This is a genomic window from Acinetobacter sp. TY2, assembly GCF_046269225.1.
GTDB lineage: Bacteria > Pseudomonadota > Gammaproteobacteria > Pseudomonadales > Moraxellaceae > Acinetobacter.
This window is the reverse complement of record NZ_JBJZOR010000007.1, coordinates 1-26,452: the sequence shown is the minus strand read 5'-3', so window position 1 is coordinate 26,452 and position 26,452 is coordinate 1. Positions and strand designations below refer to the sequence as shown.

The window sequence follows — 26,452 nt, the reverse complement described above, 5'->3', positions numbered from 1 at the left end:
ACATCAACCAGCCATTATCCCGGGGTAAAATTTTATTCATACTTATATCACCTATTTTTTCGTCAAAACAATGCAATTTGCTAGAAAAATACTCTACTGTTGAAAGTAGAGAGACATATTGCAATAGGGCTCTAAGAACGTTGTTTATTGTTAAAACTGTAGGCATGTCTATGAGACCGACTGTCAAGCCAATGAAACCAACACAGACACACACTAAACTTGTTTGATCTCGGATAAACCGTAATACGACCAATATGTGAAACTATAGACCATTCTTCGCCAAAACGAAATACCTAAGCTCCCATATCTTTGTAAGTATTTTTTCGATATTTCTCTACAGCTTCCGCAGCACATCTAATTGATGTTTCAATTGCGATCACCATCAAATTTTCATACTTCTTCCATGACACTCGGTATGCATCCTCTGTCATGTGATTTTGCAACTGCCCCGCAAAGCACAAACGACCATAAGCTGTATGTTGGCGTTCCATTTCAGGAGATAAGGCATACATTAAAACCATCCATGCGATTTTCTTACCCAACTCATCCATTTGAATAGTTTTTGGATCTCGCTTTCCATCTTCTTTGGCATTAACCACAAGGATTCGAGCAAGATGATCTTGAATATAATCAAAATCAGCCTTGGATTTTTGACCAAAAACAATAACCGATGTAATCGACTTCTCCAACTGAGTTTCCATGCTTGCAATAGCACCCAAGCGATCTTGATAGTCCAAAGGTTTCTCTCCTGTACCATGTGCCTCATCACTGAATTGTGGTGACTTTGCTGTAATGCCATAAGTCAACCATTCAAATTGTTCAAATTTGTCTGCTACTGCATTCATTTAATCACCCTAACCGTCTAATTTCTTTAATCGCCAAACCGCTTTTTACCTGCTCAGTGCTATACCTGTACACTGAATAACCCAACGCTTGAGCCGAGTTATATTTCGCCATATCCCCTAAATATCCCTTTGCCCTTGTATGCCTCCCATTACTCCAAATCCCGCCCTCAACCTCAATCAAAATCATTTTGCCTACCAGATGGAAATCAGCTCTCCATTTCCTTTTCGGATCGAATCTAAACTCCTGCTCAAATTCAATCTTGTACGCTTTCAATTGCTGAGATAGCTTTGCCTCTCCCTCACTGACAGTCCGCTCAGTTTTAACCGTGTTGCGACGTTTAACTTGCTTCTTCGGTGCGTAGAGCTTTTTGTATTCAGCAAGTGAAATACTGCTCAAAGAACTCTCTCCAACATTGCTAAACAAGAACGATATGCAAATGTATATTCCTGATTTTGTTTTTGAGCAGCATCGCTTATTGATAGCTTCAGACTTGAAAGCAAATGCAGATGTAAGCTGTTCAGCTTTGACCATTTGCACTTATATTCCTCAAGTTCTTTCTCTACGATCTCCAACCGCTCAACCGCTTCAACGTGTGAGCGTTGGTTAAAACATTCACTCTCATACTTGCAATGACCTGCTTCGGGACAATCCTGTGCAGCGTTTTGACAACGTGCCATTGCATCTGCATAGGTATTAGGATCAGGGCTAAGTAAATCCTGCTCACAAGGAATTGTTTTCAAGCTGTCGCTCCTTTACCCTTCGCCTTAAATCCAACCTCAGCAAGATACGCCTTCCAATTTTGACGTTCTTGAGGATCAGAAAGCTTTGCCGAAATGCGACTCGCTAATTGCTCATAAGACTCACCTGCTGTGCTGTACTTGCTCATAACTTCAGGATGACGAGCAAGTTTGTTTGCGAACATGTACATCTGACTTACCGAAGCAAAAACAAGGAAATCAGAAGTATCTTTTCCATTCGACTCACCTGCAGATCGTTTTGAAACGTGTTCAGGTGTTTTCAATGCATTTTGCTTCTCGTATTTCATATGAGCTGTAATCAACCAATCAGCAAAGAAATAATTCATCATTTCATCTGAATGATTTTTTTCAGCGTTGAAGTGTTCAAAAGTTTCTAACTCACGTTTAAACCATGACGCATTAAAAATCTCGTTGGGATCAACCGATGGGTTGGCAGAAACAATTTGAGATTTCAAGTTTTCAAAAGAAAGCCATGTTTTTTTATTTTGATAGTGTTTTTTGATAGTGTTACTTTGTAGGTTAAAATTCTTTACCACTTGAGGTAAAAATTCTTTACCACCTGTGGTTAAAATATTTGACCACTTGCCGTTAAAGGTGGTTAAAAATATTGACCATCTCGGGAACTTATCCACAGAATCTAGGTGGTTAAATTTTTTAACCAGTAAAGATTTTTGACCACCTGTAATTAAGTAAAATTCGACTGAGTTCTGATCTATTTTTTCTCCATATCCGAAGTGGTAAAAATTTTTAACCACCCCTTTTTTGAACAAAACTAAAGTCTTGACCAACACTTTCTTTGATGGGAATTTGATTAAATTTCCAATATCGTAATTGTCTACAGGTGAAAATACGTTTCCATATTTGGATTGGTGATGTTTTTTAATAAGACCTACTTCCTCAAGCTCTGTTAAGCACTTAATCACTGTAGGGCGACTTTTCTTTGATAGGCTTTCTAATTGACGTAAAGAAAGTGCATCACTCTCTTTCGTCCAACCACGAGTTTTACGGATAATCAAAAGATAGATCTTCACAGATGCATCGCTAATCTTGTTCATCGCATCATCTACAAAAGCGTTAGCAACCATGAATGAATTTGGGATAAATTTACTCACGCCTCACCCACCTTTTCATTCACTTGAATGAATCGTCCAAACATTAATATTTTCTCAGCACGTAAAAGACTCGAAATGAGTTCTCCTGCCTGGTACACCGTCATTCGGTGCTCATTGATCAGAATCTCAATCAACTCATCGCGTGTGACTGCAGCATTAGATTCATCACGTTTGATCTTGCGTAAATTCTCACGACGAACCTTCAATATTCCATCCAGTGATTTCAATGCAGGTTCATACCAAGATTGAGTCCATTGGATCTGTTTATGTCCAGGTGCTTTTTGGAAATGGTGGTTTGTAGTCATGAAACCTCCGCTAAAGCTTGTTCAGCTTCGGTTAGACGGCGGTTGGCATTGAGCTCAGTAATCGATGCACCACGTACAAACTTTTTATTTAAAGTCAAAATACCAATACCGATATAAACATTGACCGTGTTTTCATAAACTTCTGTGATTTGATAAATTTCGTTGAAGTTCATCATTGCTTGATCAATTACAACTGCATCACCAATTAGAAAATCACTATCGTTGTAAGGTGTTGCTTCTTGTGCTAAATTTGATTTCATTCATGGGTTCCTAAATTTGTGAATAACGACCACTTACTGTTCGCGCAGAAAGTGGTTTTTTAATATCCAAGTTTTTCTTTTTGTCCACTGATCTCGTCATGAAATAGATCATCAACGGTATCAATACGACTCATCCAGCTTTTTGACATAACCAATAAAGCTTCAACTCTTGATTTATCAATGCTTTGATATTCCTTTGGAACAATCTTTAATCCAAGACAACTCAACAGCTCACAAAAAGTTTCAATTTCTGTCAACTCATTGTTTTTTCTATCTGTTTTCATTCTTGTAACTGTGCTTGGATCTACACCCAAGTGTTCAGCAATCTCTTTTTGATTCCCCGAATCAAGTCCGTGCAATATTCTTGATGTGCCATTTCTAGCACTTGCAGATAATTCTATTAATACTTTGCTCATATGGTGGCTCCTAAGCAGAAAGTGCTTGCAGATTGGCTTTTAATTTACCGTTGGTGAGAATTTGTAATCTGGCTTGTGTATCAAGTGGAATACCTTTCTTCTCCCAGTCCCATACGGTAGTACGACCCACTCTCATTTTTTTTGCTAACTGTGGGTTTGATTCCACCTTGTAATGATTTCTTAAGTCTTGAACATTCACGTGCTAATACCCGAACCAATTTGTTCGGTTTATTGAATCATATGTTCGGGTAATCGTCAATTAATACGTTCATAATTCCGAACATATATTCATGGAGTTCTGTTTATGCAGATTACTGATCGCATTAATCAAAAAATGACAGAGCACAGCCTTTCGCAAGCTGATCTTATTCGTGGAACAGGCGCTGGGCGCGCAACTGTGTCCGGATGGGTTAATGGCACAAATAACCCTAGCGCAAAACATCTTGATAACTTAGCTAAAACACTTAAAACAACCACTAGTTGGCTACTAACCGGTGAAGGTTCTTCTGCTACAGAACGAAATGATTCCAACTTCTCCAACGTAGTCATAAATGAAAGTCCTCTGCGTAGAATCCCGATTCTAGATTTTGTTCAAGCAGGAAGCTTTTATGAATCTGGTTATGATGGTATTCACCCGAAAGGCGAAACGTATACAACCTATATAGGTTGTAAACCTGAAAGTGTATTTTCACTTGAAGTATCAGGTTTAAGTATGATTCCCGAGTTTGCTCCAGGTGACAAACTTGTGGTTGATGCAGCAAAAGAACCGTATCCGGGCTGTTATGTTATTGCACAGAATGGTAGCCATGAAGCAACCTTTAAAAAGTACAGAGCGATTGGTTACGATGAGCACGGACGTGAAACTTTTGAATTGGTTCCTTTGAATCCAGACTTCCCGATCATGAATTCAACACAACAAGAAATTAGAATTATTGGAGTTGTTGTGGAGCATTTACGATCTTTTGGGAAGTAATAAAGATTTTAAAACTGTAAGCACATCGGCTCGTCAAAATTGATGAGCTAGGTAATTAAAACTTCTAAAAGAAAAGAGAAAATAATGATTGCAACGCTTAATAAGTCTAAAACTGCGCTAACAATTAACCGTCAAGAATTTAAATTGGCATTAGATAAAATTGGTGCAGGAATTGATAAACAAATAGCCTCGCTTATAAAAGCCAAGCAAAGCTATAACACTGAAGAAATGGTACGCGAAGTCATCAGTGAAGCGAATATTTTTGAGGCCATTATTGAGGGCTTTAACGAAGCAGAAGAAACCAATCTAAAACTGACTGATATAACTAATCTTGATACAGCACAAGGATGGGTAGATGAGTTTTTAGAGAAGTATTCAGATATATAAGTGCTGTATTTGGGATAAACATCAAAACACTTATTTTATTTAAATTTTGAAAAATTTATTACATGTTTAATTTGCATATATAACTTAAAGCAACTCAGATATTCTTTTGCTATTAGCAAGGTTGCCATTAAATTGCCTTATGAAAAGCATTACACTATAAATAATTTTTAATCTACACAGTAAAATAGGCCCAATGAATGGAAGATATAATTTTTAAAAACTTTGAAGAAGCTGGACAAACTGTTTTAAAATTTTTATCTCAGAAATTTGGATTTAATTTATGGATGATTACTCGGACCGAGGGTGATAATTGGATCGTCCTTCAAAGCGAAGATAAAGGCTATAATGTTACGCCCGGGCAAGTTTTCTCATGGGCGGATTCATTTTGCTCTCATATGGTTTTAGGAAAAGCTCCTAAAATAGCTCCTCATTCAGAAGAAATACCTTTGTACTTGAATGCACCTATAGCAAAAAAAATAAATATTAAAGCTTATATAGGTCAACCACTTATGAAAGAAGATGGAACTCTCTTTGGTACTCTTTGCGCTATTGATCCCAATCCACAATCTGAAGCACTACTACTAGAAGAGGAATTAATTAATCTTTTAGGTCAGATTCTAAGCTATATCTTGCAAGTCGAATTAAGGGAAAATGAACAGAAACGTCAAAAAGAGCTTTTTGAAGCTGAGGCCTTAAGCGACTCCTTAACGGGATTGTTTAATCGCAGAGGTTGGGATCAACTTCTCACACTAGAAGAAGCCCGATGTAAACGTTATGGCCATCCTGCTGCAATTTTCATTTTTGATCTTAATGATTTAAAAACTGTAAATGATCAACTTGGACATTTTAATGGAGATGAATTGATAAAAAACACAGCCAGTCTACTAAAAAAATGTGTTCGTAATAATGATATTGTCGCTCGTTTAGGTGGAGATGAGTTTGCAATTCTTAGCATTGAAAATACAAAAGAGGGGGCAGAGCTTTTATTAGATAGAATTCAGGAAATTTTTAAAAATGCTAATATCAGTGTAGCTATTGGTTTCGCAATTCGTAATCCCTCTTACAGTTTATTAGAAGCAGTCCAAGAAGCAGATGAAAAAATGTTTGCGAATAAGCGTAAGATCAAAAATTAAATTTTAATCGTTTTAACACTGTAATTAACCCACCCAGCGTGGGTTTTCTTTTATCTATTAAAATATATTGTTCCATTAACAGAATTAAAACCAAAATAAACCGAACAAATGTGTTGACTAATTTGTTCGGTTATCCGAATATATATTTCATCAAAAAATAAAAAAGCACACCGACCTGAGAAACCTGTGTGCTTTTGCTAACTAGCGAGATAATTATGAATCTAAAACCAACATCAATCAACCCTGCCGTTACACATCGTGTACAGCGCTTCGGGTTTATTAAAGCCGTAGCAATCAGCGGTTTATTCACTACAGGTGCACTCGCACTTGCTTATAACCCCCAATTAACCGAATACAAGTTATCAGTTCCTGTACACGCCCCTGCTCAAAATGCAGTAGCGGCTATGACTCTTCAAAATAATACAGGTACTGCAGTCGTTCGCTTAGATGGCTTCACACTCGATGTGAATTTCAAATACAACACTGTTGAAGATGACTACGGTGTACCAAGTAGTTATTTCATGAATGCTGAAATCCTAGACCTTGCGGTAGATCAGGCTTACGACAACTCAGGTAATAAGATTTCAGACTTCACCGACTTCAATGACCATTTGACTATCAATGCGATGTTGGTGGCTTACATGCTTCAAAACCGTATGTTGGAGGGCGTTTAAATGACTACTCAAACTATCAAACAAAGCATTTCCCCTGCTCAAGTTTTTGAGTCGCTTGGGAAAGGTTTAAAAATGGACTTCGCTGAAGCTGGCACCAATGATTGGTCTCATATAGACAATGCTGCTCAAATTAGTATTTCGGATATATACAGCGGTTTTCTTGAATTTCGTTTTACACCGGGTTTTGAAAACAATTGGGAGCGTAAGCAAAAAGAGCGTTCAACAAATTTCACTGCTGAGTTTCTTGGCTACGATGGAAATAATAATGAACGCTATCGTGTTGGCACTAAGAGTAATTTTTATTACACCCTCATCAGAATCAAAGATGATGCACATGCCAAATATGGTCTAAAAGGCTTTGAAGTTTACATGGAAAATAACGGTACGCTCCGCTTTGTAGACAAGGCAACGCTGAAAGATTGGGTTATCAAGGCAATAGAAAAAGCGCGTAATTTTAAAAACAACAAAGAACACAACAAGGTTCTCGAAGAAGTTGGCCACTATTCCTCTCCTGAATACAGAGATTGGAAAAAAACCGCACCTCGTGGCCGTGGAGTATAAGTCATGACAAATAATCAACATCCTATTGAGCCGGTTAATAATTTTGTCGCTTTATCTAAGATCAATGTGAATGGTCATACTGAAAAGAAAGGTAAATTTACTTATTTATCTTGGGCCTTTGCAGTAGCTGAAGCAATGAAAGCTGATCCACAAGCATCATGGAATTTCCGAGATCCAATGATCTTTAGTGATGGAACAATGATGGTTCAATGTGACGTAATCATGTTTGGTAAAAGTATTTATATGTTTTTACCAGTGATGAACAACATGAACAAAGCAATCCAAAACCCCAATGCTTTTGATGTTAATAGTGCAATGATGCGTTGCTTGGTGAAAGGAATAGCTGCTCATGGTTTAGGTCTTTACATCTATGCAGGTGAAGACCTACCTGAAGAAGAAAAACAGGCTCAGCAAAATCAGAACCATCAACAATCAGGACAACAGCAAAAATCTTTAGATCAGCGTTATCAAGATGCATTGAAATCAATAGCAAATGCAAAAAATCCATCAACTTTGGATAAGGCTATAGATACATTTGGTCCAACAAAATTCAATGATGCTATTCAAAAATCTTGTCAGGCACGTGCTGATCAAATGGGGTGGTCGCCAACTCCACCACCACAAAATCACTCACAACAAAATAATCAAAGACATCATTAATTGGGAGAATAAGCATGAATATTCTAAATGGTAACGAAGCTTTTTCAGCATTAATGGCCGGCAAAAAGATCATGTGTCGTGCTGTAGATCAATTGGCTGATTTTAATGACTTGGATCAATTCCCTGCCACTATTTTTGCAATGCCAGGTTATGAGTTCTCTATCAAAATTGATTCTATTGAATTAGCAGGCATTACATTCCTGAAGCCCTTTTCTCTCGATGAATTGGTAGATGGCCAAGAGGTTTGTATTGTAGAGAATTTCAACCGTGTTACTTTAACTCAGTTCTGTAGTAGCAATACTCAACTCGTAGAAAATGTTAAAGCAGGATTTGCACAACGAGATCGTGAGAATGCAAGCAAACAGCTCGAGGCGATCCAAAAGGTTTTAGGTTTTGAAAATACGATCTATCTTCAAAAAGGTTATGTGGTAGAAAAAGACAGTGATCAATCTGTTGAAACAAAAAAACGCCAATCACGGAAAAAGACTGCTGATACGTCTGTGGCCATTGCTGACGTTGAGCCTTCAGGTGTAGAAAGTGTAGATACGCCTTGTGAGAACAAGGTTGAAGAATTGGCTGAATCTACCCAAGCCCTCACAATCATAGCTCAAGAGAATGTGACCACTTCTAAAGACAACTTGATAAATGAACCTGTTGAGCAAGGCGAGCCTGACCCTGAACATCAAAAGCATTTAGACGCAATTCTTGACGCAGTAAATAATGCTCAAACACCAATCGAAGTTAATGCACATATTCGCTATACAAAATCTTGGACTGAGGAACAGCGAAAACCAGTTATTCAGGCTATGAATAAACGGTTGATCGAGCTGAATGATCAAAAAGAAAAAGTAGCTACAGAACCACCTTCATTAATGGTAAAGATTCAAAATACTCAAAATGAGCATGAGTTAAATGAACTCTTGCCTGAAATTCGTTCTCGTCATGCTGATATTCAACCAAAGCTGATGGACCTTGTGAAAAAGCGTCGTTTTGAATTGGTAAATCAAGGTTCGCAGGTGGCTTCATGAAATTTAACTATTCCTCTATCACCCGAACACTGACAGTGTTCGGGGTGAAAATGGATCATATTTTTCAGAACGTCAGTGTTTGTGAAATTGAAGAGTTGATCATTGATGCGAAATTCAAAGAAGCGAATTGGAGAGTGTGATGAATATGCTTAAAGAAAAAGATCGTGATCTACTTCAATCTATTTTTAATGAAATGCAAATTTTAAAAAAAACTTTTACTCAACAAAATGAGAGACGTATAGGTCGTGCTGAGTTTGCAAAATTATTAAATATTGAACCTGAAACCTTGGATGCACGTATTCGTGAAGGTCGATATAAGAAACCATTTAAGGATGGAAGAAAAAGCTACTGGCTACTCTCGTATGTTCAGTCGGTTGTTACAAACACTTCAGAATCTGATACAGTAGCCGCTTAGATAGCGGCTTCTTTTTGCCAAACAATTAAGGGTACTTTTTAAATATTGAGTACCAAATTGAGTACCAAAACAAGCACCTCTAAAATTAATATTGTATTTCAAATGGATACGTTCAATATGCTTCTCATGATCGACAATTATGACTCTTTTACCTATAACATCGTACAATATTTTGGCGAGTTAAATCAGGAAGTAAAAGTCGTCCGTAACGATGCCGTGACTTTGGATGATATTGAACGATGGCAACCAAAGTATTTAGTGATTGGTCCTGGTCCTTGTTCGCCAAGTGAAGCAGGTATTTCCATTCCTGCCATTCAGTATTTTGCTGGGAAAATTCCACTACTCGGTGTGTGTTTAGGACATCAAGCGATTGGGCAAGCTTTTGGTGGCGATATTATTCGTGCTAAAAAAGTTATGCACGGTCGTTTATCTGATATGTACCATAGCGACACAGGGATTTTTAGCAATCTTCCCTCTCCATTTGCAGCAACACGCTATCATTCATTAGTGATTGATCAAGCTACTGTGCCTGACTGCTTGGAAGTAACTTGCTGGACCAATGAGGCTGATGGCTCTATGGAAGAAATTATGGGTGTGAAACATAAGACACTGCCAATCGAAGGCGTGCAATTTCATCCTGAATCAATTCTAAGTGCACATGGTCATCAAATCTTTAAAAACTTCCTCGATATTTACGCATAAGTGCCCAAAAAGTTAAGATTAAGATAATGAATATTCAACAAGCTCTAAATAACATCACTAAAAATATTGAACTGACTCAACCGCAAATGGAAGACGTCATGCGTACCATCATGAGCGGTGAAGCCACCAATGCCCAAATTGGCGCACTCATGATGGGACTTCGTCTAAAAGGTGAAAGCATTGACGAAATTACCGCTGCTGCTCGCGTTATGCGTGAATTTGCCATTAAAATTGATGTCAGTGATATCCCGCATTTGATTGACATTGTTGGCACAGGCGGTGATGGTCAAAATCTATTTAATGTTTCAACTGCTGCAAGTTTCGTGATTGCAGCATCCGGTGCAACTATTGCCAAACACGGTAACCGTGGTGTTTCATCTAAATCAGGTTCTTCTGATTTGTTAGAACAAGCAGGCATCAACCTTGATCTAAACATGCAACAAACTGAACGTTGCATCCGTGAAATGGGCGTAGGTTTTCTTTTTGCACCAAATCATCATAAAGCAATGAAATATGCTGCTGCCCCTCGTAAAGAGCTGGGTTTCCGTAGCATTTTCAACTTACTCGGCCCGCTTACGAATCCGGCTGGTGTACGTCGCTTTGTCATTGGTGTATTTTCCGCAGAACTTTGCCGTCCGATAGCAGAAGTACTCAAGCAATTGGGCGCTGAGCATGTCATGGTGGTGCATTCTCGTGATGGACTCGATGAAATTAGCTTAGCTTCAGCAACTTATGTTGCTGAGTTAAAAAATGGTGAAATCACGGAATGGACGATTCAACCTGAAGATGTTGATATTGAGTCGCAAACGTTGACTGGTTTATCTGTCGATAGTGCAGCTGAAAGCCTTGCACTCATTAAAGATGCATTAGGTAAAAAGAAATCAGTCAAAGGTGAAAAAGCAGCCAGCATGATTGCACTCAATGCAGGTGCAGGCATTTATGTTTCAGGTCTATCGAGTAGTTATAAACAAGGTGTGGCGTGGGCGCACGACATTATTTGGGGCGGTCAAGCACTCGAAAAAATGGGGGTACTCGCTGAGTTCACTAAAACGCTGAAAGAATACGAAGCCTAAGCCCATTATTTTAAAGCAATAGAATTTAAAGAATAGGAACACATCATGGTTGATATAGCCAATACTATTTTAGGTAAAATCGTTGATCGAAAATACGAAGAATTTGCTGCTCGCCTGAAGCAACGTAGCTTGAAAGATGTCGAAGAACTTGCCAAAGCAGCAAGTCCTGTACGTGGGTTTGCTCAGGCTTTAAATAGCAAACGCCCTGGGGTGATTGCTGAAATTAAGAAAGCATCTCCATCGAAAGGCATTATTCGTGAAAACTTTAATCCTGCGGAAATTGCAGCACAGTATGAAGATGCAGGCGCAGCATGCTTGTCTGTACTGACCGATGCTGATTTTTTCCAAGGTGCAGATGAAAATATTTTGATCGCGCGCAATCATTGTTCACTACCTGCTTTGCGTAAAGACTTTTTAATTGATCCCTATGGTGTAATTGAAGCACGTGCTTTGCATGCAGACTGTGTTTTACTAATTGTGGCAAGTTTGTCAGATCAACAGTTAGAAGAAATGTCGAAGACTGCTTTTGAGCAAAATTTAGATGTTTTGGTTGAAGTACATGACGAAGAAGAACTTGAACGTGCAATGCGTCTTTCTGAGCACTGTATTTTAGGTGTAAATAACCGTAATTTAAAAACTTTCGAGGTTGATTTAGATATATCAGTTCGTTTGAAAAAGTTACTTGATCCTTCTCGTTTGCTAGTGACTGAAAGTGGTATTGCTACTGTTGATGATGTTGCAAAAATGAAAGCAAATGATATTCATGCTTTCTTGGTCGGTGAGAGTTTTATGAAACAACCTCGTCCAGATCATGCTTTTAGTGCGTTGTTTGGAAAGCCTGAAAGCGTTTGACCACTCTTTTAGGATTAAATAAAAGCCTGATCAATTGATTGGGCTTTTTATAATAATACTAATCTTGTTAGACATAAAAGATTCAAAAAAACCATCAATGCTTTTCAGTTCAATTTTAATAGGATTATGGCTATAATAGTCAGCAAATTCTGTTCATTGACTGTTTTAAAAACTATGAGTAATGCTGATTCTTCTTTTTCCAAATCTCAATTGGATTTATTAAAACAATTCAAAAAACAAATTTCCAATCCCCAAGCGACTGAAATAGTCAAAGCCGAAAGTAAAGCTCAAATCAAGGCTACAGCACAAGATATTCAGACATCGATACAAAATGAATTAGATGATGCTGATTTATTTAAGAAAGCATTATTGGGCGTAAAAAAAATCGACAATAGTAATATCGCTAAAATTGAACGTCCAAATGCCCGTAAAAAACCTGATGCAAAAACATTAGCAAAACGTGCCGCTGCTGAAGGTGCATTTGAAAGCAATGAGGCAGAACTTTCTGATACTCAAGCAATGCTCAATCCTGTTGCAAGCCAAGCAACGCTCAGCTATCGCATTGCCACACTACAGCATAAAGTTTTTGAAGATTTAAAAGCAGGAAATCTACGTTGGTATGAAGCGGTCGACTTGCATGGTTGTACCGTCGAAGAAGCCCGTGTTGCAGTTTTACAAATCATCCAAATTGCCAAAGATGAAAATCAAACTGTGATTAAAATTGTCCATGGTAAAGGACCTGAAGCTGTACTTAAAACCTATGTCAATGGATGGTTACGCCAACACCGTGATGTTCTTGCATTTGTTAGTGCCCCTGAAAATCAAGGTGGTACAGGCGCAGTTTTGGTGTTATTAAAACGTGCCGAAAAAAATCCTAAATTTACTCAAGGTTAATGACCTTAAATAAATGATCATTATGATCTAACGCTTTATTTTTTTACTTTCCCAAAGTGCGGTTTATCAAGTAGTAGTCAGATTTGTTGAGTTTTTCTGCTACAATGCCGTCCTTGTTCAATCCGTATAAGTGAACACGTTTTATGTCTATGCAGCAATCCTACGCAAACATTTTAACTGCCGTTGGTGAAGACCTCGATCGTCCTGGTCTTAAAGATACGCCTATGCGTGCGGCTAAAGCTTTTTCGTACTTGACGTCTGGCTACAGTAAAACATTAGAAGAAGTGACCAACAATGCGGTCTTCCCTTCTGACAATGAAGAAATGGTGTTGGTCAAAAACATCGAATTTTATTCATTGTGTGAACATCATTTATTGCCATTCCATGGTCGTGTGCATATTGCCTACTTACCTTCGGGCAACGTTTTAGGCTTGTCTAAATTTGCACGTATTACAGAAATGTTTGCACGTCGCCTACAAATTCAAGAGCAACTGACCAAACAAATTGCCGATGCTGTGGCAGAAGTCACTCAAGCACGTGGGGTTGCTGTGGTCATTGATTCTGCACATATGTGTATGATGATGCGTGGTGTGAGCAAGCAAGAATCCACCACACGTACTGTGTCTTTTGTCGGTGACTTCAAAACCGATAAAGAAGCACGTCGTGAGTTTTTAATGGCTGTTCCTGAAGCACATTAATTTTTGCATGATGCTAATGAAGCCTCAATTTTATTGAGGCTTTGTTTTATATGGAACAAATACATAATGAATAAGGATTTTACAATGTCTCCAATTTTCTTGGCAGGACAAGGCTTAACACAGAGTGAAACTACAGTAGATTATCCACGTGCTGATCGTTTGGTCGATGGTAATCCAAAACGATTAACGCAAAGTATGTATGAACATATCAATATGAACTGTGGTATTTGGCAATGTGAAGTCGGTGCTTGGAATATTGTTTTTGTAGATAATAAGCAGGAGTTTTTTCAGATTATTGAAGGTATTGTAAGGATTCACGATGCACAAAATCAGTCATTTATTGAAGTCAAAGCTGGTGAAGCAGGCATCATTCCTCCATCATTTAAAGGTACTTTTGAAGTTGTTGAAGCTGTTAAAAAATACTTTGTGGTTGTGGAAGCTTAAAATTGACTAAAACTGTTATAAATATAAAAAACTCAAGTTTCACCATTTAAAAAAGAGCAAAACTTGAGTTTATAAATCACTGATCAGTTAACTTAAGATTTAAGTTGTTTTGCAGCCTGCGTTTCATCTACTAACTGATAAATTAAATCTTGCATAGCCAACATCGATTGACGGTTGTCATGATCCCATGGATGGAAGCTCGGACGGAAATAGTCAAAATAATTACCTAACTGTTTTCGCAATGCTCCAACTTCTCCAAAGCTATATTTATAAGCAGCTTTCCATGCTTTTCGATTCGTTAATTTACCTTCACCTTTTACAATATTTAAAAATACGGGAATAATCAAAGACCAAAATAAAATTGTCGCCCCAATTTGTCCAACACTACGAACCGTATATGCATAAGGGCCATGCCCCATCACAGCATTCCATACATCATATGCTACCGCTTTATGTTCAGTTTCCTCAAAAGCATGCCAACGCCAAATATTTGCATAGTGATCTTCTGCGCCATCAAAAAGTTCAGGCGTTGTTAAAACAGAATCTGCGAGTAATGCCGTAAAGTGTTCTAGCGCAATAGTCGCACTTAACCAAAAATATGGTGGCGTATGTTTTTTAATTAAACCAAAAATATCTAAAACAAATGCTTCAAACTTAGGCGCAATTGGAGACTGTGCAAATAATGCATCATTATAATCTTCATGTTCACGCCCATGCATCGCTTCTTGACCAATAAAAGCCGTCATGGCTTTTTGTAATTCTGGGTCTTGGATAAGATCACGATGTGCTCGAACAGCATCAATAAAAAAGCGCTCACCAATTGGCAATACAATTGAAAAAGTATTTAATAATGCCGTAAAAATTGGACCTGCAGGTGTATGCCAATCTGCAATACGATCTGCAGGTAAATTGAATCGGACATCACGGCGAATAGGTACAGGCTCATGATAAATTGTCGATTTAATCATTTTTTTTAAAATGCCCATATGTAAATTCCTCTTACTTCATCATTCTTTTTCTATGTTTTGCATACATGAGAAACTCAAAAAATATCGAGCTTCTCATTGCAATAACGTCTTATTAAAATTTTAATATATAAGCTAGATTCTACTATATCATTTCGACTCATTTTTATATCATTGCATCTCTATTTGGTCTTATTGTTGCAATATTGCCTACAAAAATGTATTTAAAATCTGCTAAAGATACCGCAATAAATTAAAAGTCATGAATTAAAAATAATGATTAAACCCAATACTCCATTTTGTCCAATCAAGATGATTCTGTTGTTGGTACTCTAAACCCACTTTCAATGCATTTTGTTGATTCAAAGCGTACTGCACTGAACCATTTAAACGTAAATTCCATTGACTTGAATCTTGCCAATAAGGAAGTTCGAGCTGTACCACACTATTGATCTGATCTGTCCAAATATTTTGACAACCCACAGTTGGACCTAGTCCTATACGCCATCCATCATCAAGTGACTTTCCTGCCTGCAACTGCGTTTGTAAACCTCCATAGCAGAGTTGTGTACGTGCATCATTCGCAAGCGTATAACCTGACTGAGCTTTCAGCGAGAAAACGCCATGTTGCTGATCTTCGCTAAAATATCCACGATCAATTGCTTCTTGCTGCCAACCCAAATTAAAGCCCCAACTGATCGGTGTTTTAAATGGTGTAATCGGGTTATAAGAATTAACCGTCAATAGGTCAAGATGCTCAATTTTCAGATCATCATCACGCCATTGCACCGCACCCTCTAAGAATAAAAGCTGCGTGCCTGTACGGAAACCATTCTGAGAGTCTTCTAAAGTGTGATATGCCTGACGATGTCCAATTTGTATAAATTTCTTTCCTTGAACTTCACCAACATCGACAGAAAAATTTCGTGAATCATGCCCTTGTGTCGGATTAAATTTAGGTTCAAGTGGCTCTCTACGCTGTTTTTCAACCACCAATTGACTGCGCAAACCTAGTAATTGTCTAAAGCGAGGTTGTGTAAAATCCGCTGCAACTTTACGTGCAACAAATTGTAGATATAAATCGTCATATGCCATTTCAAGTATTTTGGCTTGATCGACAGGGTCACAGTGTTTTAAATACGTTGGCATTTCTTTAGGCTCAAGCATCGCCAAGGCATGTGCCTGTTTTGCTAAGGCATGACCGTGCTGCGTGGCTTGTGCATTGAGTTGAGTTTCCAAAGCAGGACGATAAACCGTTTCACGAATATAACCAGCTTGATCAATAGCTTTAATGGTTTCAACAGGAATAGTGGCATAGCTAAATTGCTGACGTAAATTTGATGTTGGACGCACTAAGTCAATCAAACCCAATAAGCGATAAGCACAGTTATCATCAACAAAATAATACGGGAAACTGACTTTCTGCATTTCCCACATATGCTTAACTAAAAATGCTGTTTCATCAGGACTTAAATTGAGTTCATACTCCCATAAATCACGACTTTCAAAGTCACCATATTCTTTAACTTTTCGGTAATACGGCATTAAGGCATATTCACCTGGATATTTGCCCACTAAACCTTTGAAAGCATATGACCAATTATCTTCATTATTAACAGTTGCCGCATAATTCACAGCATAAGAAACCAAATTGAGCTGTTTCTGATTTTCAGGATCAAGGCGTAATAAAGTGTGCCCAAACATCGAGCTTGGGTTACCCATAAAATCGGTGGCATAAATAAGCGTTGTCTTGTGGGGTTTGATTTGTACATACCATGCATCAAACTCTGGACAATCGACTTTAGGTAGTTGTTGCTCTGAAAGATTCAGTTGTTGTATGAGCCATTCGCTACGCGCAGGAAATTTACAACGAAATGCCTGATTTGGATCTGCAGTTTGAAATAAAGCTCGAATATCTGCCTGTAGCTCTTGATCTATATGATCTCTACCCTGTTCTGCTAAAAAATATCCAGCATAACTCACTTCACTTTGTGATGAATCTTCGGCATAAAGTAATCGTTTCCATGTCACATGCTGTGCGAGTTTTTTTTGTTCAGCAAGATTTAAATAATCCGTAACATCAACACTCGATGCAAATCCATGACAACTCAAAATCGTGCCAATTATGCCTACATATAATTTAATTTTTTTCATTCAGATCACAAATTTTAGGTACAAAAAACCCTGCCAAAAGACAGGGTTCGTTTAAATCATTAAACGTATGCTTTTAATACAGCATCATTTGCCATCACTTGTTGTAGCGATGCCAAAACTTGTGCTGAATTATGATCTGCTGCATAAATTTGAGAGAAGTTGGCTTTCGTTACTTCAAAGAAACGTGCTTTATCTGTAGATTGAATGTTCATCAACTCTGCAAGTACATTTAAGCTTTCGCCTTGACCAACCGCCATATCACGTGCAAGAACTTCAGCATTTTCATTGGTAAATGTTACAACTTGCGCAGTCACTTTACCATTACCACCACAACCTAAAGTACCAAAAGTAATACCTAAAAATTGGTTTGTGAAAATGCCATTGGTTGTTCCTGCTAAAATTTTAGCAATTTTACCTGACTGACCTTCCCAAATGGTTGAACCTACGCCACAACCTACATCAGGATCAGCCATCGCAACAGATGAACCCATGACTAATACTGCCGCTACTGCGATTTTTTTCAACATAAAATTCTCCAGAATGTTTTTATCATTTCATTTTGATTCAATTGTTATATTCCTTTTTGTACAACTTACGCTGTACTACACCAAGATTTATCACAAAATTGATCAAGAAGAAATCACATTTTCATACAATTGTACTTAATTCACTTATTTACTTAAAAGGAGTGAATTATTTTAATACCCAATACCCAGTTATATCACGATGTCCCAATATTTTAAGGACTAAAACCAAACTCAGTAATAATAATAAATACCACGATCCAAGCTTACCCCAACCGACCATATGCCACGCATCAACCTGACTTGGATAGAGCCAAATTTTATAAAAAGTACTGATATTTTCAGCAACCCAAATAATAAATGCCAATATGACTAAAATAGGGAGCATTGGCAATTTTAGCTTGTATTGCTGAACCTCAAAGTGAATTTTTGTTTTCCAAAAAATTATCATACTCCATATAAACAGTAGATTACGGTAATCAGGAATAAAAAATTTACTCATAAAATTGATATACGATAAGACCGCTAAACTGAGCATATTCGCAAAATTTGGTAAATTTTCAAACGACACACGGTATAAACGTAGTGAACGAGCAAAAAAACTCCCGACAGCGGAGTACATAAAACCCGCAAACAAAGGAACAGTTAAAATTTTAAACACTGCGGGTTGTGGATATTGCCAAGATGCGATTTGAGGATGGGTCAAAAAGATTTCCATCACCATTGCCATCAGGTGAAAAAGCGCAATAACTTTGGCTTCTGCCCATGACTCAAGTTTCAAATACAATAAACATGCTTGAATGATTAATGCATAAAAAAGCAGATAGTCGTATCGGAAAAAACCGTAATACTCATGACTGCCCATCGGGGCGGTCAGCGCAAAGGCAATGAGTAGTAAAATACCAAATAAGGCAGCAAATGCTGCCTTAAAAGAAAAATCAAAGAGTGATTTGATCAATAACATCTAAATGCATCAACCCAAATATTTCTGACTATATTCATGTACGGTATCAATAAATACTTTTGGATGTGCAGGATCAACCCATTGGGTAATGCCATGTCCAAGATTTGCAATATAACCTGTTTTTTCACCATTGGCATATGCATCATCAAGCATCGCTTTGGTAGCTTTTTCGATGTTGGTAAATGAACCATACAATGTTGCAGGATCTAAATTACCTTGCAATGCAGCACGACCATTGATCGTTTGACGAGCAACCTTTAAATCTGTCGTCCAATCAAGACCAAAAGCATCAGCGCCTGTCGCAACCATTGGCTCTAACCACTGACCGCCACCTTTAGTAAAGAGAATAACAGGTACTTTCCGTCCTTCATTTTCACGAGTTAAACCTGCAACAATTTTTTGCATGTATTTAAGAGAAAATTCTAAATATTCACGATGTGCTAATGTTCCACCCCAACTGTCAAAAATCTGTACCGCTTGTGCACCTGCTTCAATTTGAGCATTTAGATAATCAATTACTGCATCAGCTAAGCGATCTAGCAAGGCATGCAACACTTCAGGTTGTGCATACATCATTTGTTTGGTAAAACGGAAATCTTTGCTTGAACCACCTTCAATCATATAGGTTGCAAGTGTCCAGGGACTACCTGAGAAACCAATGAGGGGGACTTGACCACCCAATGCTGAACGAATGGTTGAAACAGCATTCATCACATAACCCAAATCAGATTTGGCATTAAATGACGGTAGGTTTGCGACATCTTGTTCTGTACGAATCGTTTTATGGAATTTTGGACCTTCGCCTGTTTCAAAATATAAACCTAAGCCTAATGCATCAGGTACAGTCAAAATATCTGAAAATAAAATAGCAGCGTCTAAATCATAGCGGCGTAACGGTTGTAATGTTACTTCACAGGCAAAATCTGCATTTTTACAAAGAGAAAGAAAATCACCTGCGGTTGCACGTGTTGCTCTGTATTCTGGTAAATAACGCCCTGCTTGGCGCATCATCCATACTGGCGTTGTATCTACAGGCTCACGCAACAAGGCACGCAGAAAACGATCGTTTTTTAAGGTCGTCATTACTTTCCCTATCCAAATTTCAAATTTGCACCATCATAACAAAAAAGGCTTGTAAGTTAACCTGTTCTTCGCTTGATTATGTAGCCAATATTGCAGTAAAAATCGGGTTTTACACAAAACTGATACTGCATAGATGTGTATTTTCTGCAATACTTGGGCGTTTTTAAAAATCAATATGAATAATTCTTAAGGTTGAATTACATGTTCGTACGCTCAATACTTGCCTTGAGTTTAAGCTGCATTTTGACAGGTACTGCATTTGCAGCAGCAACAACGACTGATCGCCCACTCACTCCTCAAAAAACAGTGACTGTAGCTCAAGATCCAATTGACCCATTAGCTGTTGATACAAACTCAACTGCGGCTTCTGCGGTAGAAATTAGCCCACAGGAACAGCAAGATTTAAATCAAGCCGCTGATACACTTCAAAAGCTTGAAAGCACTGAAGTGAAAACGGCTGATATCGCTTCTGCACCAACGACATCAACAACACCTGTAGGTCAAGCACCTTCTAAAGTGTCATGGTCATTAGATAGTCTGAACAACGCCGAATGGTATGAAAACATTGGGAAGGGACAATTCCCTGTCTATGCTCGTGCGCATGTGATGCTAAATAATGCCCATGCATCACCAGGTGCAATTGATGGTTCTAGTGGTATGAATACCCTAAAAGCCATTGCATCATTCCAACAAATGAATGGTTTAAAAGCGACAGGTGAACTCAACAAAGAAACTTGGGATACTTTAGTTGCTAAACAAGGCAATAAACCTGCCTATGTTGAATACACCATTACGGATGCCGACCTAAAAGGTCCTTATGCTGCGTCTATTCCGCGCGATTATGCATTACAAGCAAAAATGAAAGGCTTGTATTACACTCGCGTCACTGAAATGTTGGGTGAAAAATTCCATATGGATGAAGAGTTTTTGAAAAAACTTAATCCAAAGGCAACATTCAAAAAAGCAGGTGAAAGAATCATTGTGACCAATATTCGCAATGAGTTGCCTGAAAACATTCACCTGATTGTGGCGCACAAAGGCGCAAAACAGTTGTATTTGTTCAATGCACAAAACCAAATGGTCGGTTCATTCCCTGCAACCATTGGTAGCTCAGATACACCATCTCCAACAGGTACTTATAAAGTTACAGGTGTTGCACCAAACCCTTGGTACAGCTATTCGCCAAGTAACTTTGTACAAGGTAAAAACTTAAAACCTCTATCTTTACCACCAGGCCCAAATGCTCCTGTGGGGAATATTTGGATTGGTTTGAGTAAAAAATCATTTGGTATTCACGGTACGCCAAACCCATCAGCAATCTCTAAAACAGCGTCACACGGTTGTATTCGTTTGACCAACTGGGATGCCAATGATTTAGGTAAAAAAGTGAAATCTGGTGTTACAGTTAAATTCTTAGAATAATTATCTTTGTATTATTAAGCACAGAGGTGTTTGACTGAAAAGTTGAACACCTTTTTATTGCAAGTATTATAAGAACAATAAAAAAGGATGTCATATGTCAAACAAACAGTATTATTTAAGCGTTTTATTCTGTGCTTTTTTTCCATTCACAGCACAAGCTGATGGATCTGACGAAAATTCTGAAGAAGAATATACTGTACTTGAAGCAGTTGAAATCTATCAACGCTCAGACGAAGAAAGAATACAAGACCCAACATATCAACCTGAAAAAGACGAAGAAAAACAAGATATCAATCTGATGCGACGTTTTGTGATCAATGGTGATACTGAAGTTCGGTATTATACTTTGGGTCAGATGAAGCAACCGACTTTATTATTTCTCAATGGGCCTGATTCTAATCGCTTTCACTTAAGTCAGTCTTATCAAAACAATAAACAAGAAATCATCATTGAACCTCAACTTAATCATCATGTGGCTCAACATGAGCTTTTTAGTCTGATGCCAATCGGCAAAAATTTTATATTATTTTTTCAAACACGATATTATTATACCCATGAAGAACGACAACATAATTATGCTTTTACGCCACTCTTTGAGCCCTATGACACACGTTCTAGCTATGAACTGATTGAAGTTGATACTAAAGGAAAACTTGTACATCAAACTCAGTTTATTGCGCCTAGTCCAGAAGATGGTATGTCTTTTGGCAGTGACTATATAAACAACGAAAATCAAAAAGATCATTCAAAATTAGCAATGATTTATCAAACCAAAACACCTGGGGATTATAATGTAATTAAGCCCTATGACATTGAGGTTACTTATCTTTATCAAAATGGAAAACTACATAAATCAGAAGAAAAACAATATCTCAGCCCAAAAGAATACTTGGAACTAAAGCGAACTAAAAAAATTAAAAAATTCACTAATGATGACTTAGAATCTTATGGACATGAAGAGGATTTACAACCCACAAATTGCTTAGATGACTATTTTGTTTATCAGGATAAAGCTGCACCACAAGATATTACTTGGGGTAATGCTTGGTTACAGCAATCTTCAAATTATCAGAAATTTATGAATGATTATCAAAAAGGTAAAAGCTATACATGGACTACCTTTAGGAAAAATTTCTGTCCACTGACCACATCTTAATATTGTTGCAAAAATAGAATGATCTATCTTGTTTTATATATTTCATCTCACCTGCAAAAATACTATTCTTAACCCAAGTTAAAAATATAAAGATTTGGAGATTTCAAATGACAACTTATTTACACCGTAGCGAAGATCGTGGTCATGTAGAAGCAGGTTGGTTAAACACTCATCATAGCTTTTCTTTCGGTAGTTGGTACAACCCAGAATTTATGGGAATTGGCTCACTTCGTGTACTCAATGATGACCATATTGCAGCACAAAATGGTTTTGGTACGCATCCACATGACAACATGGAAATTTTGACCTGTGTATTAAAAGGCGCAATCACCCATAAAGACAGCATGGGCAATGAAGGTGAAATCCGTGCTGGCGAGTGGCAATTGATGAGTGCAGGTACAGGTATCAAACACAGCGAAATCAACAAAGGTGATGAAGACGTACATTTGTTGCAAATTTGGGTAATTCCAAATTTGCGTGATGCTGAACCAACTTATCAACAAATTGAACGTGATCCTAAAAAATTACCAAACGAATGGCATTTAATTGTTGGACCAAATGACAATGCACCGATGCACATTCGCCAAAATACTGAAATTAAAGCAGCATATTTGGAACAAGGTAAAAGTTTAGATGTAAAAGCAACTCAACAATTCAACTACATCCATGTAATTGAAGGTGAAGTTGAAATTGCAGGTCAAACAGTGAAAGCGGGTGATGCATTATTTTTTGATGAGACTTCAACTGTAATTGCAAAAGAAAACAGTCAAATGATTTGGTTTGACCTCACTCAAATCTAAATTTAAAGATGAATATATCAATAAAAAAAAGCCCTGACACATGTCGGGGCTTTTTTGTATTGACTTGATTTTCTATAAAATTTGAATTGATTCAACTAAAAATAATTCACATGCGCCATTACCGGTATCTTCTCGTGATAATGAACTGCGCCAAACCCAACCATCATTAGCACTGACTTCAACCAACTGCCCTTTCAAATGAATTAGATCATTATCATCCACTTTAGATAATTTTTGTGCAACTGCTTTATTTGCAGGAATAATGTGCATATTGGCACTATGTGTTTCAATTTCACGGCGTGGAATTGGCGGTTCATTTTCATAATGCCAATAATACCAACGATTACTTTGCCGAATGCTCAGTTGTTTATAGACCTGCGGATCTGCCATTGCACCCCAGCCGAGTGCCAAATCCGTGGGGCTAATTTCTGCTTCACGACCTGTATGATAATCTTCTCGTGAAAGTACGCGAAACTCTCCTTCAAATGTAGATAACTTCGTCATTTTATAAGATTTAAAGGTCGACACATCTGAATTGATCACCTGATAATTTTCAGTATCAGTTACACCCTGATCATTTTTGAAAGCCAACGTCCATATGCCATAACATAGAGCAATCATCATCAAAAGATAAAAATAACGTATCCTCATTGCATTACAACCATTAACTTTTCAATCAACATGTTTAGACCTCATTTCCCCATTTACGATTGTACAGATCATTTGTATAAAGAAATTTATTTTATCTAAAGTGAATTGACATCTTGTGCCATTGGACGAAAAAATCAAAATGCTAAACTGCGCAACGTTACACATCCCCTGCAAAACACTGTAATTGGCGTAAAATAATTCAACAATTGTAAAGTTGAATATCGAGCTTAAAATCCTGTAAATTGATGTTAAAAATGGAAAATGGTCATGGCGAATAAATTTGAATTTCAAATCCGAGTATATATTGAAGATACGGATGCCGGCGGGATCGTTTACCATGCAAATCATATCCGTTTCATGGAACGCGCGCGCACTGAATGGCTACGTGCTTCTGGCATCAGTCACTATTGGCATCAAAAAGACTATAACTTCGTTGTTCATAAAATTGGTCTCAAATATTCACGCCCAATTTTAATGGATGACCTCATTACTGTTACAGCAAGTGTAGTTTCGTGTAAAGCCACGTCTTTTGTATTGCAACAAAATATATATCGTGGTGAAATCATGCTTGCTTCCGGTGAGGTCGAATTGGCATGTATTAGTGCTGCCATGAAACCACAGCGGATTCCCAATGAAATCCGTGATCTGATTCAACGCGAATTGGCTCACCAATAAAAATATGAATGGCACATGCAACTATGGCAACACAATTGGAAAACTCGCTACACATCTCTGATTTAATTTTACAGGCGAGTCCTGTGGTTCAATTGGTGATGCTCGTTTTAGTCTTAGCATCATTATTTAGTTGGTATTTGATTGCTACGTTGCATATGCGCTATAAAAAAGCTCGTCAAGGTGACGAGCATTTTCAAAAAATATTTTGGTCTGGCGCAGAACTCAATACACTCTATAACAATGCACAGCTCAACTCTAAACGCGACGGTTTAGAAGATATTTTTTATCAAGGTTTGAGTGAATTTTTCAAACTCAAAAAACGCCATACCGATAGACTTCCGATGATTGAAGGAACTGAGCGTATTTTAGGCGTAGGTTTAAGCCGTGATCAAAGTCGCATTGAAAATGGCGTGAGTGCATTGGCAAGTATTGGTTCTGTTGCACCTTATATTGGTCTATTTGGTACAGTTTGGGGCATCATGAATGCCTTTATTGGTTTGGCTCAAGTTGAACAAGTAACGCTTGCAACCGTTGCACCTGGTATTGCCGAAGCACTCATTGCAACAGCCATTGGTTTATTCGCTGCAATTCCGGCTGTACTGGCATTTAACCATTACACGGCGAAAGGTGAAGAAATTTACACAGACCGTGCATTATTTTCTGAAGAAATGGTGGCGCTTTTACAACGTCAATCTGTGGGTTCAACACAGGACAATGACTAATGTCGATTCAGCGTTCTGGACGCTTTAAACGCGTCAAAAAACCATTAAAAAGTGATATGAATGTCGTACCATATATTGACGTGATGTTGGTACTTTTGGTGATTTTTATGGTTACTGCGCCTATGATTACTACTGGCGTTAAAGTTGATTTACCACAAGCCAATAACAACCCAATTCAGTCAGAAGAAAGACCGGCAATTGTCACTTTAGAAGCTGATGGTAAAATTAAACTTGAAGATAAAACTCATCAAAATGAAGTGATCAGTTTGGAAGAATTACAGACTGTTTTAACTGAAAATCAACAACAAGCCGAAGCCGATAAAAAACAGTACAGCGTTCTGATTAACGGTAGTCAGTCTCGTCCATATGGTGAAGTCATTCAACTCATGGCAACACTCCAAGATGCCGGTTTAAATCAAGTTGGATTACTGACAGAGTCCGTAAAGTAAGTTATGAAAAAAATTGAACAGCCACAATCCAAACAAAAAGCGATTGCACTAGGTTTCACCGTTGGTGTCCATGTAGTGGCGATTGTTGGCTTACTTTTTCTCGGATTGAGTAAACCACCTGAACCACCTAAACAAATTAAAACCATCTTAATTAAGCCTGAAGACTTACCACCACCTGAGCCTAAACCCCTCATCAAATCAGATTCAACAGAGACTGCAGATAATCATGTTGCCGAAACGATTCAGCAAACTGCTGAACCTACACCTGATGCACCTGATATTCCAACTACTCAACCTGATCAGGCTCAAGCCGATCTACAAAAAGCTACGAATGATGCTCAAGCTGCGGCAGCAGCACAATTGGCTGCTCTTGCTGCAACCAAAGCAAAAAATGAAGCTGCTGAAGCTGCACGTCAAAAAGCCGCTGCGGCTGAAAAGGCTCGTTTAGACGCTGCTGATAAATTAAAGCAAGCAAAAAATGCTGCTGAAAAATCAAAAGCTGAAGCTGAGATGAAAGTGGCAACTGAAAAAGCTGCGAAAGAAAAAGCGAATCAAGTAACTAAAGATGCTCAAGCAAAAGCTGCTCGTGATGCACAAGCCGCTAAAGATGCTCAAGCGAAAGCAACTCGTGATGCACAAGCTGCTAAAGACAAAGCCGCTAAAGATGCTCAAGCGAAAGCAACTCGTGATGCACAA

35 protein-coding genes and 1 pseudogene are annotated in these 26,452 nt (G+C 38.0%); 22 read left to right on the top strand and 14 right to left on the bottom strand.

Annotated elements, in window-relative coordinates:
• Positions 1-293: 293 nt before the first annotated feature.
• The 8 genes from ACK1JC_RS06040 to ACK1JC_RS06005 are packed head-to-tail and all read right to left on the bottom strand — an operon-like array spanning position 294 to position 3,833.
• Complete coding sequence (locus ACK1JC_RS06040) at positions 294-845, bottom strand: hypothetical protein (protein WP_409510962.1); 552 nt, start codon at positions 843-845, stop codon at positions 294-296.
• Positions 846-849: 4 nt separating this feature from the next.
• On the bottom strand, positions 850-1,242 hold the full coding sequence (locus ACK1JC_RS06035) for a hypothetical protein (protein ID WP_409510961.1): 393 nt from the start codon (positions 1,240-1,242) through the stop codon (positions 850-852).
• Positions 1,239-1,586, bottom strand: coding sequence for a hypothetical protein (locus ACK1JC_RS06030; RefSeq protein ID WP_409510960.1), 348 nt, complete (start codon positions 1,584-1,586; stop codon positions 1,239-1,241). Before ACK1JC_RS06030 ends, ACK1JC_RS06035 begins: the two co-directional genes overlap by 4 nt.
• Positions 1,583-2,716, bottom strand: a complete 1,134-nt coding sequence (locus ACK1JC_RS06025) for a hypothetical protein (protein ID WP_409510959.1) — start codon at positions 2,714-2,716, stop codon at positions 1,583-1,585. Before ACK1JC_RS06025 ends, ACK1JC_RS06030 begins: the two co-directional genes overlap by 4 nt.
• Entirely contained in the window at positions 2,713-3,021 is a 309-nt protein-coding gene (locus ACK1JC_RS06020; RefSeq protein ID WP_409510958.1) for a hypothetical protein, read from the bottom strand. The genes ACK1JC_RS06025 and ACK1JC_RS06020 overlap by 4 nt, the downstream gene beginning before the upstream one ends.
• Entirely contained in the window at positions 3,018-3,281 is a 264-nt protein-coding gene (locus ACK1JC_RS06015) for a hypothetical protein (RefSeq protein ID WP_409510957.1), read from the bottom strand. The genes ACK1JC_RS06020 and ACK1JC_RS06015 overlap by 4 nt, the downstream gene beginning before the upstream one ends.
• Positions 3,282-3,340: 59 nt before the next feature.
• Positions 3,341-3,697 carry a transcriptional regulator gene (locus tag ACK1JC_RS06010; protein ID WP_409510956.1) on the bottom strand — a complete coding sequence of 119 codons (357 nt, stop codon included), beginning with the start codon at positions 3,695-3,697 and terminating at the stop codon, positions 3,341-3,343.
• Positions 3,698-3,707: 10 nt separating this feature from the next.
• Positions 3,708-3,833: a hypothetical protein gene (locus tag ACK1JC_RS06005; protein ID WP_409510955.1), complete on the bottom strand. Its 126-nt coding sequence runs from the start codon at positions 3,831-3,833 to the stop codon at positions 3,708-3,710.
• Positions 3,834-4,001: 168 nt separating this feature from the next.
• Here ACK1JC_RS06005 and ACK1JC_RS06000 point away from each other — a divergent pair, with 168 nt between their 5' ends.
• The 15 genes from ACK1JC_RS06000 to ACK1JC_RS05930 all read left to right on the top strand — a co-directional run bounded on the left by ACK1JC_RS06000 (position 4,002) and on the right by ACK1JC_RS05930 (position 14,191).
• Positions 4,002-4,670 (top strand): LexA family protein, encoded by a 669-nt coding sequence (locus ACK1JC_RS06000; protein ID WP_409510954.1) that lies wholly within the window; start codon positions 4,002-4,004, stop codon positions 4,668-4,670.
• A gap of 84 nt (positions 4,671-4,754) precedes the next feature.
• A complete protein-coding gene (locus tag ACK1JC_RS05995) occupies positions 4,755-5,057 on the top strand; it encodes a hypothetical protein (RefSeq protein ID WP_409510953.1) in 303 nt (100 codons plus the stop codon).
• A gap of 197 nt (positions 5,058-5,254) precedes the next feature.
• Complete coding sequence (locus ACK1JC_RS05990; protein WP_409510952.1) at positions 5,255-6,190, top strand: diguanylate cyclase; 936 nt, start codon at positions 5,255-5,257, stop codon at positions 6,188-6,190.
• 215 nt (positions 6,191-6,405) lie between these two features.
• The gene (locus ACK1JC_RS05985) at positions 6,406-6,864 is read left to right on the top strand and encodes a hypothetical protein (protein ID WP_409510951.1); all 459 of its coding nucleotides are present in this window, start codon (positions 6,406-6,408) and stop codon (positions 6,862-6,864) included.
• On the top strand, positions 6,865-7,425 hold the full coding sequence (locus ACK1JC_RS05980) for a hypothetical protein (protein ID WP_409510950.1): 561 nt from the start codon (positions 6,865-6,867) through the stop codon (positions 7,423-7,425).
• A gap of 3 nt (positions 7,426-7,428) precedes the next feature.
• Entirely contained in the window at positions 7,429-8,085 is a 657-nt protein-coding gene (locus tag ACK1JC_RS05975; protein WP_409510949.1) for a DUF1071 domain-containing protein, read from the top strand.
• A gap of 14 nt (positions 8,086-8,099) precedes the next feature.
• Positions 8,100-9,113 carry a hypothetical protein gene (locus ACK1JC_RS05970; RefSeq protein WP_409510948.1) on the top strand — a complete coding sequence of 338 codons (1,014 nt, stop codon included), beginning with the start codon at positions 8,100-8,102 and terminating at the stop codon, positions 9,111-9,113.
• Positions 9,110-9,253 carry a hypothetical protein gene (locus tag ACK1JC_RS05965; RefSeq protein WP_409510947.1) on the top strand — a complete coding sequence of 48 codons (144 nt, stop codon included), beginning with the start codon at positions 9,110-9,112 and terminating at the stop codon, positions 9,251-9,253. Before ACK1JC_RS05970 ends, ACK1JC_RS05965 begins: the two co-directional genes overlap by 4 nt.
• Before the next feature lie 53 nt (positions 9,254-9,306).
• Positions 9,307-9,528 (top strand): hypothetical protein, encoded by a 222-nt coding sequence (locus tag ACK1JC_RS05960; protein ID WP_409511080.1) that lies wholly within the window; start codon positions 9,307-9,309, stop codon positions 9,526-9,528.
• 117 nt (positions 9,529-9,645) lie between these two features.
• A complete protein-coding gene (locus ACK1JC_RS05955; protein WP_409511079.1) occupies positions 9,646-10,230 on the top strand; it encodes an anthranilate synthase component II in 585 nt (194 codons plus the stop codon).
• Positions 10,231-10,256: 26 nt separating this feature from the next.
• Positions 10,257-11,303, top strand: coding sequence for an anthranilate phosphoribosyltransferase (gene trpD / locus ACK1JC_RS05950; RefSeq protein ID WP_409510946.1), 1,047 nt, complete (start codon positions 10,257-10,259; stop codon positions 11,301-11,303).
• 45 nt (positions 11,304-11,348) lie between these two features.
• Positions 11,349-12,155, top strand: a complete 807-nt coding sequence (gene trpC, locus ACK1JC_RS05945; RefSeq protein ID WP_409510945.1) for an indole-3-glycerol phosphate synthase TrpC — start codon at positions 11,349-11,351, stop codon at positions 12,153-12,155.
• Between the two features lie 174 nt (positions 12,156-12,329).
• Positions 12,330-13,049: a Smr/MutS family protein gene (locus tag ACK1JC_RS05940; protein WP_409511078.1), complete on the top strand. Its 720-nt coding sequence runs from the start codon at positions 12,330-12,332 to the stop codon at positions 13,047-13,049.
• Between the two features lie 149 nt (positions 13,050-13,198).
• On the top strand, positions 13,199-13,747 hold the full coding sequence (folE, locus tag ACK1JC_RS05935) for a GTP cyclohydrolase I FolE (RefSeq protein ID WP_409511077.1): 549 nt from the start codon (positions 13,199-13,201) through the stop codon (positions 13,745-13,747).
• Positions 13,748-13,831: 84 nt separating this feature from the next.
• Positions 13,832-14,191 carry a cupin domain-containing protein gene (locus ACK1JC_RS05930; RefSeq protein WP_409510944.1) on the top strand — a complete coding sequence of 120 codons (360 nt, stop codon included), beginning with the start codon at positions 13,832-13,834 and terminating at the stop codon, positions 14,189-14,191.
• A gap of 92 nt (positions 14,192-14,283) precedes the next feature.
• Here ACK1JC_RS05930 and ACK1JC_RS05925 read toward each other — a convergent pair whose 3' ends face one another.
• The 5 genes from ACK1JC_RS05925 to hemE form a co-directional block, all read right to left on the bottom strand.
• Positions 14,284-15,177, bottom strand: a complete 894-nt coding sequence (locus ACK1JC_RS05925; protein ID WP_409510943.1) for a metal-dependent hydrolase — start codon at positions 15,175-15,177, stop codon at positions 14,284-14,286.
• A gap of 246 nt (positions 15,178-15,423) precedes the next feature.
• Positions 15,424-17,310, bottom strand: coding sequence for a DUF4105 domain-containing protein (locus tag ACK1JC_RS05920; protein ID WP_409510942.1), 1,887 nt, complete (start codon positions 17,308-17,310; stop codon positions 15,424-15,426).
• Positions 17,311-17,369: 59 nt separating this feature from the next.
• On the bottom strand, positions 17,370-17,837 hold the full coding sequence (locus ACK1JC_RS05915; protein WP_409510941.1) for a DUF3015 family protein: 468 nt from the start codon (positions 17,835-17,837) through the stop codon (positions 17,370-17,372).
• A gap of 166 nt (positions 17,838-18,003) precedes the next feature.
• Positions 18,004-18,798, bottom strand: coding sequence for a DUF817 family protein (locus tag ACK1JC_RS05910; RefSeq protein ID WP_409510940.1), 795 nt, complete (start codon positions 18,796-18,798; stop codon positions 18,004-18,006).
• Positions 18,799-18,807: 9 nt separating this feature from the next.
• Positions 18,808-19,881: a uroporphyrinogen decarboxylase gene (hemE, locus tag ACK1JC_RS05905; RefSeq protein WP_409510939.1), complete on the bottom strand. Its 1,074-nt coding sequence runs from the start codon at positions 19,879-19,881 to the stop codon at positions 18,808-18,810.
• A 201-nt stretch (positions 19,882-20,082) separates the two neighbouring features.
• On the opposite strand from hemE, the gene ACK1JC_RS05900 reads away from it, so the two are divergent.
• The 3 genes from ACK1JC_RS05900 (at position 20,083) to ACK1JC_RS05890 (ending at position 23,259) form a co-directional block, all read left to right on the top strand.
• Positions 20,083-21,303, top strand: coding sequence for a L,D-transpeptidase family protein (locus tag ACK1JC_RS05900; protein WP_409510938.1), 1,221 nt, complete (start codon positions 20,083-20,085; stop codon positions 21,301-21,303).
• Positions 21,304-21,397: 94 nt separating this feature from the next.
• Entirely contained in the window at positions 21,398-22,459 is a 1,062-nt protein-coding gene (locus ACK1JC_RS05895; RefSeq protein ID WP_409510937.1) for a hypothetical protein, read from the top strand.
• A gap of 107 nt (positions 22,460-22,566) precedes the next feature.
• Entirely contained in the window at positions 22,567-23,259 is a 693-nt protein-coding gene (locus ACK1JC_RS05890; RefSeq protein ID WP_409510936.1) for a pirin family protein, read from the top strand.
• Positions 23,260-23,331: 72 nt separating this feature from the next.
• On the opposite strand, the gene ACK1JC_RS05885 is transcribed toward ACK1JC_RS05890, so the two are convergent.
• Entirely contained in the window at positions 23,332-23,910 is a 579-nt protein-coding gene (locus ACK1JC_RS05885) for a hypothetical protein (RefSeq protein WP_409510935.1), read from the bottom strand.
• Positions 23,911-24,177: 267 nt separating this feature from the next.
• On the opposite strand from ACK1JC_RS05885, the gene ybgC reads away from it, so the two are divergent.
• The 4 genes and pseudogenes from ybgC to ACK1JC_RS05865 form a co-directional block, all read left to right on the top strand.
• Positions 24,178-24,585 carry a tol-pal system-associated acyl-CoA thioesterase gene (gene ybgC, locus ACK1JC_RS05880; RefSeq protein WP_409510934.1) on the top strand — a complete coding sequence of 136 codons (408 nt, stop codon included), beginning with the start codon at positions 24,178-24,180 and terminating at the stop codon, positions 24,583-24,585.
• A gap of 23 nt (positions 24,586-24,608) precedes the next feature.
• Positions 24,609-25,307 carry a protein TolQ gene (tolQ, locus tag ACK1JC_RS05875; RefSeq protein WP_409511076.1) on the top strand — a complete coding sequence of 233 codons (699 nt, stop codon included), beginning with the start codon at positions 24,609-24,611 and terminating at the stop codon, positions 25,305-25,307.
• Complete coding sequence (gene tolR / locus ACK1JC_RS05870) at positions 25,307-25,756, top strand: protein TolR (protein ID WP_409510933.1); 450 nt, start codon at positions 25,307-25,309, stop codon at positions 25,754-25,756. Before tolQ ends, tolR begins: the two co-directional genes overlap by 1 nt.
• Before the next feature lie 3 nt (positions 25,757-25,759).
• Positions 25,760-26,452: pseudogene (locus ACK1JC_RS05865) on the top strand (protein TolA); the annotation flags it as partial.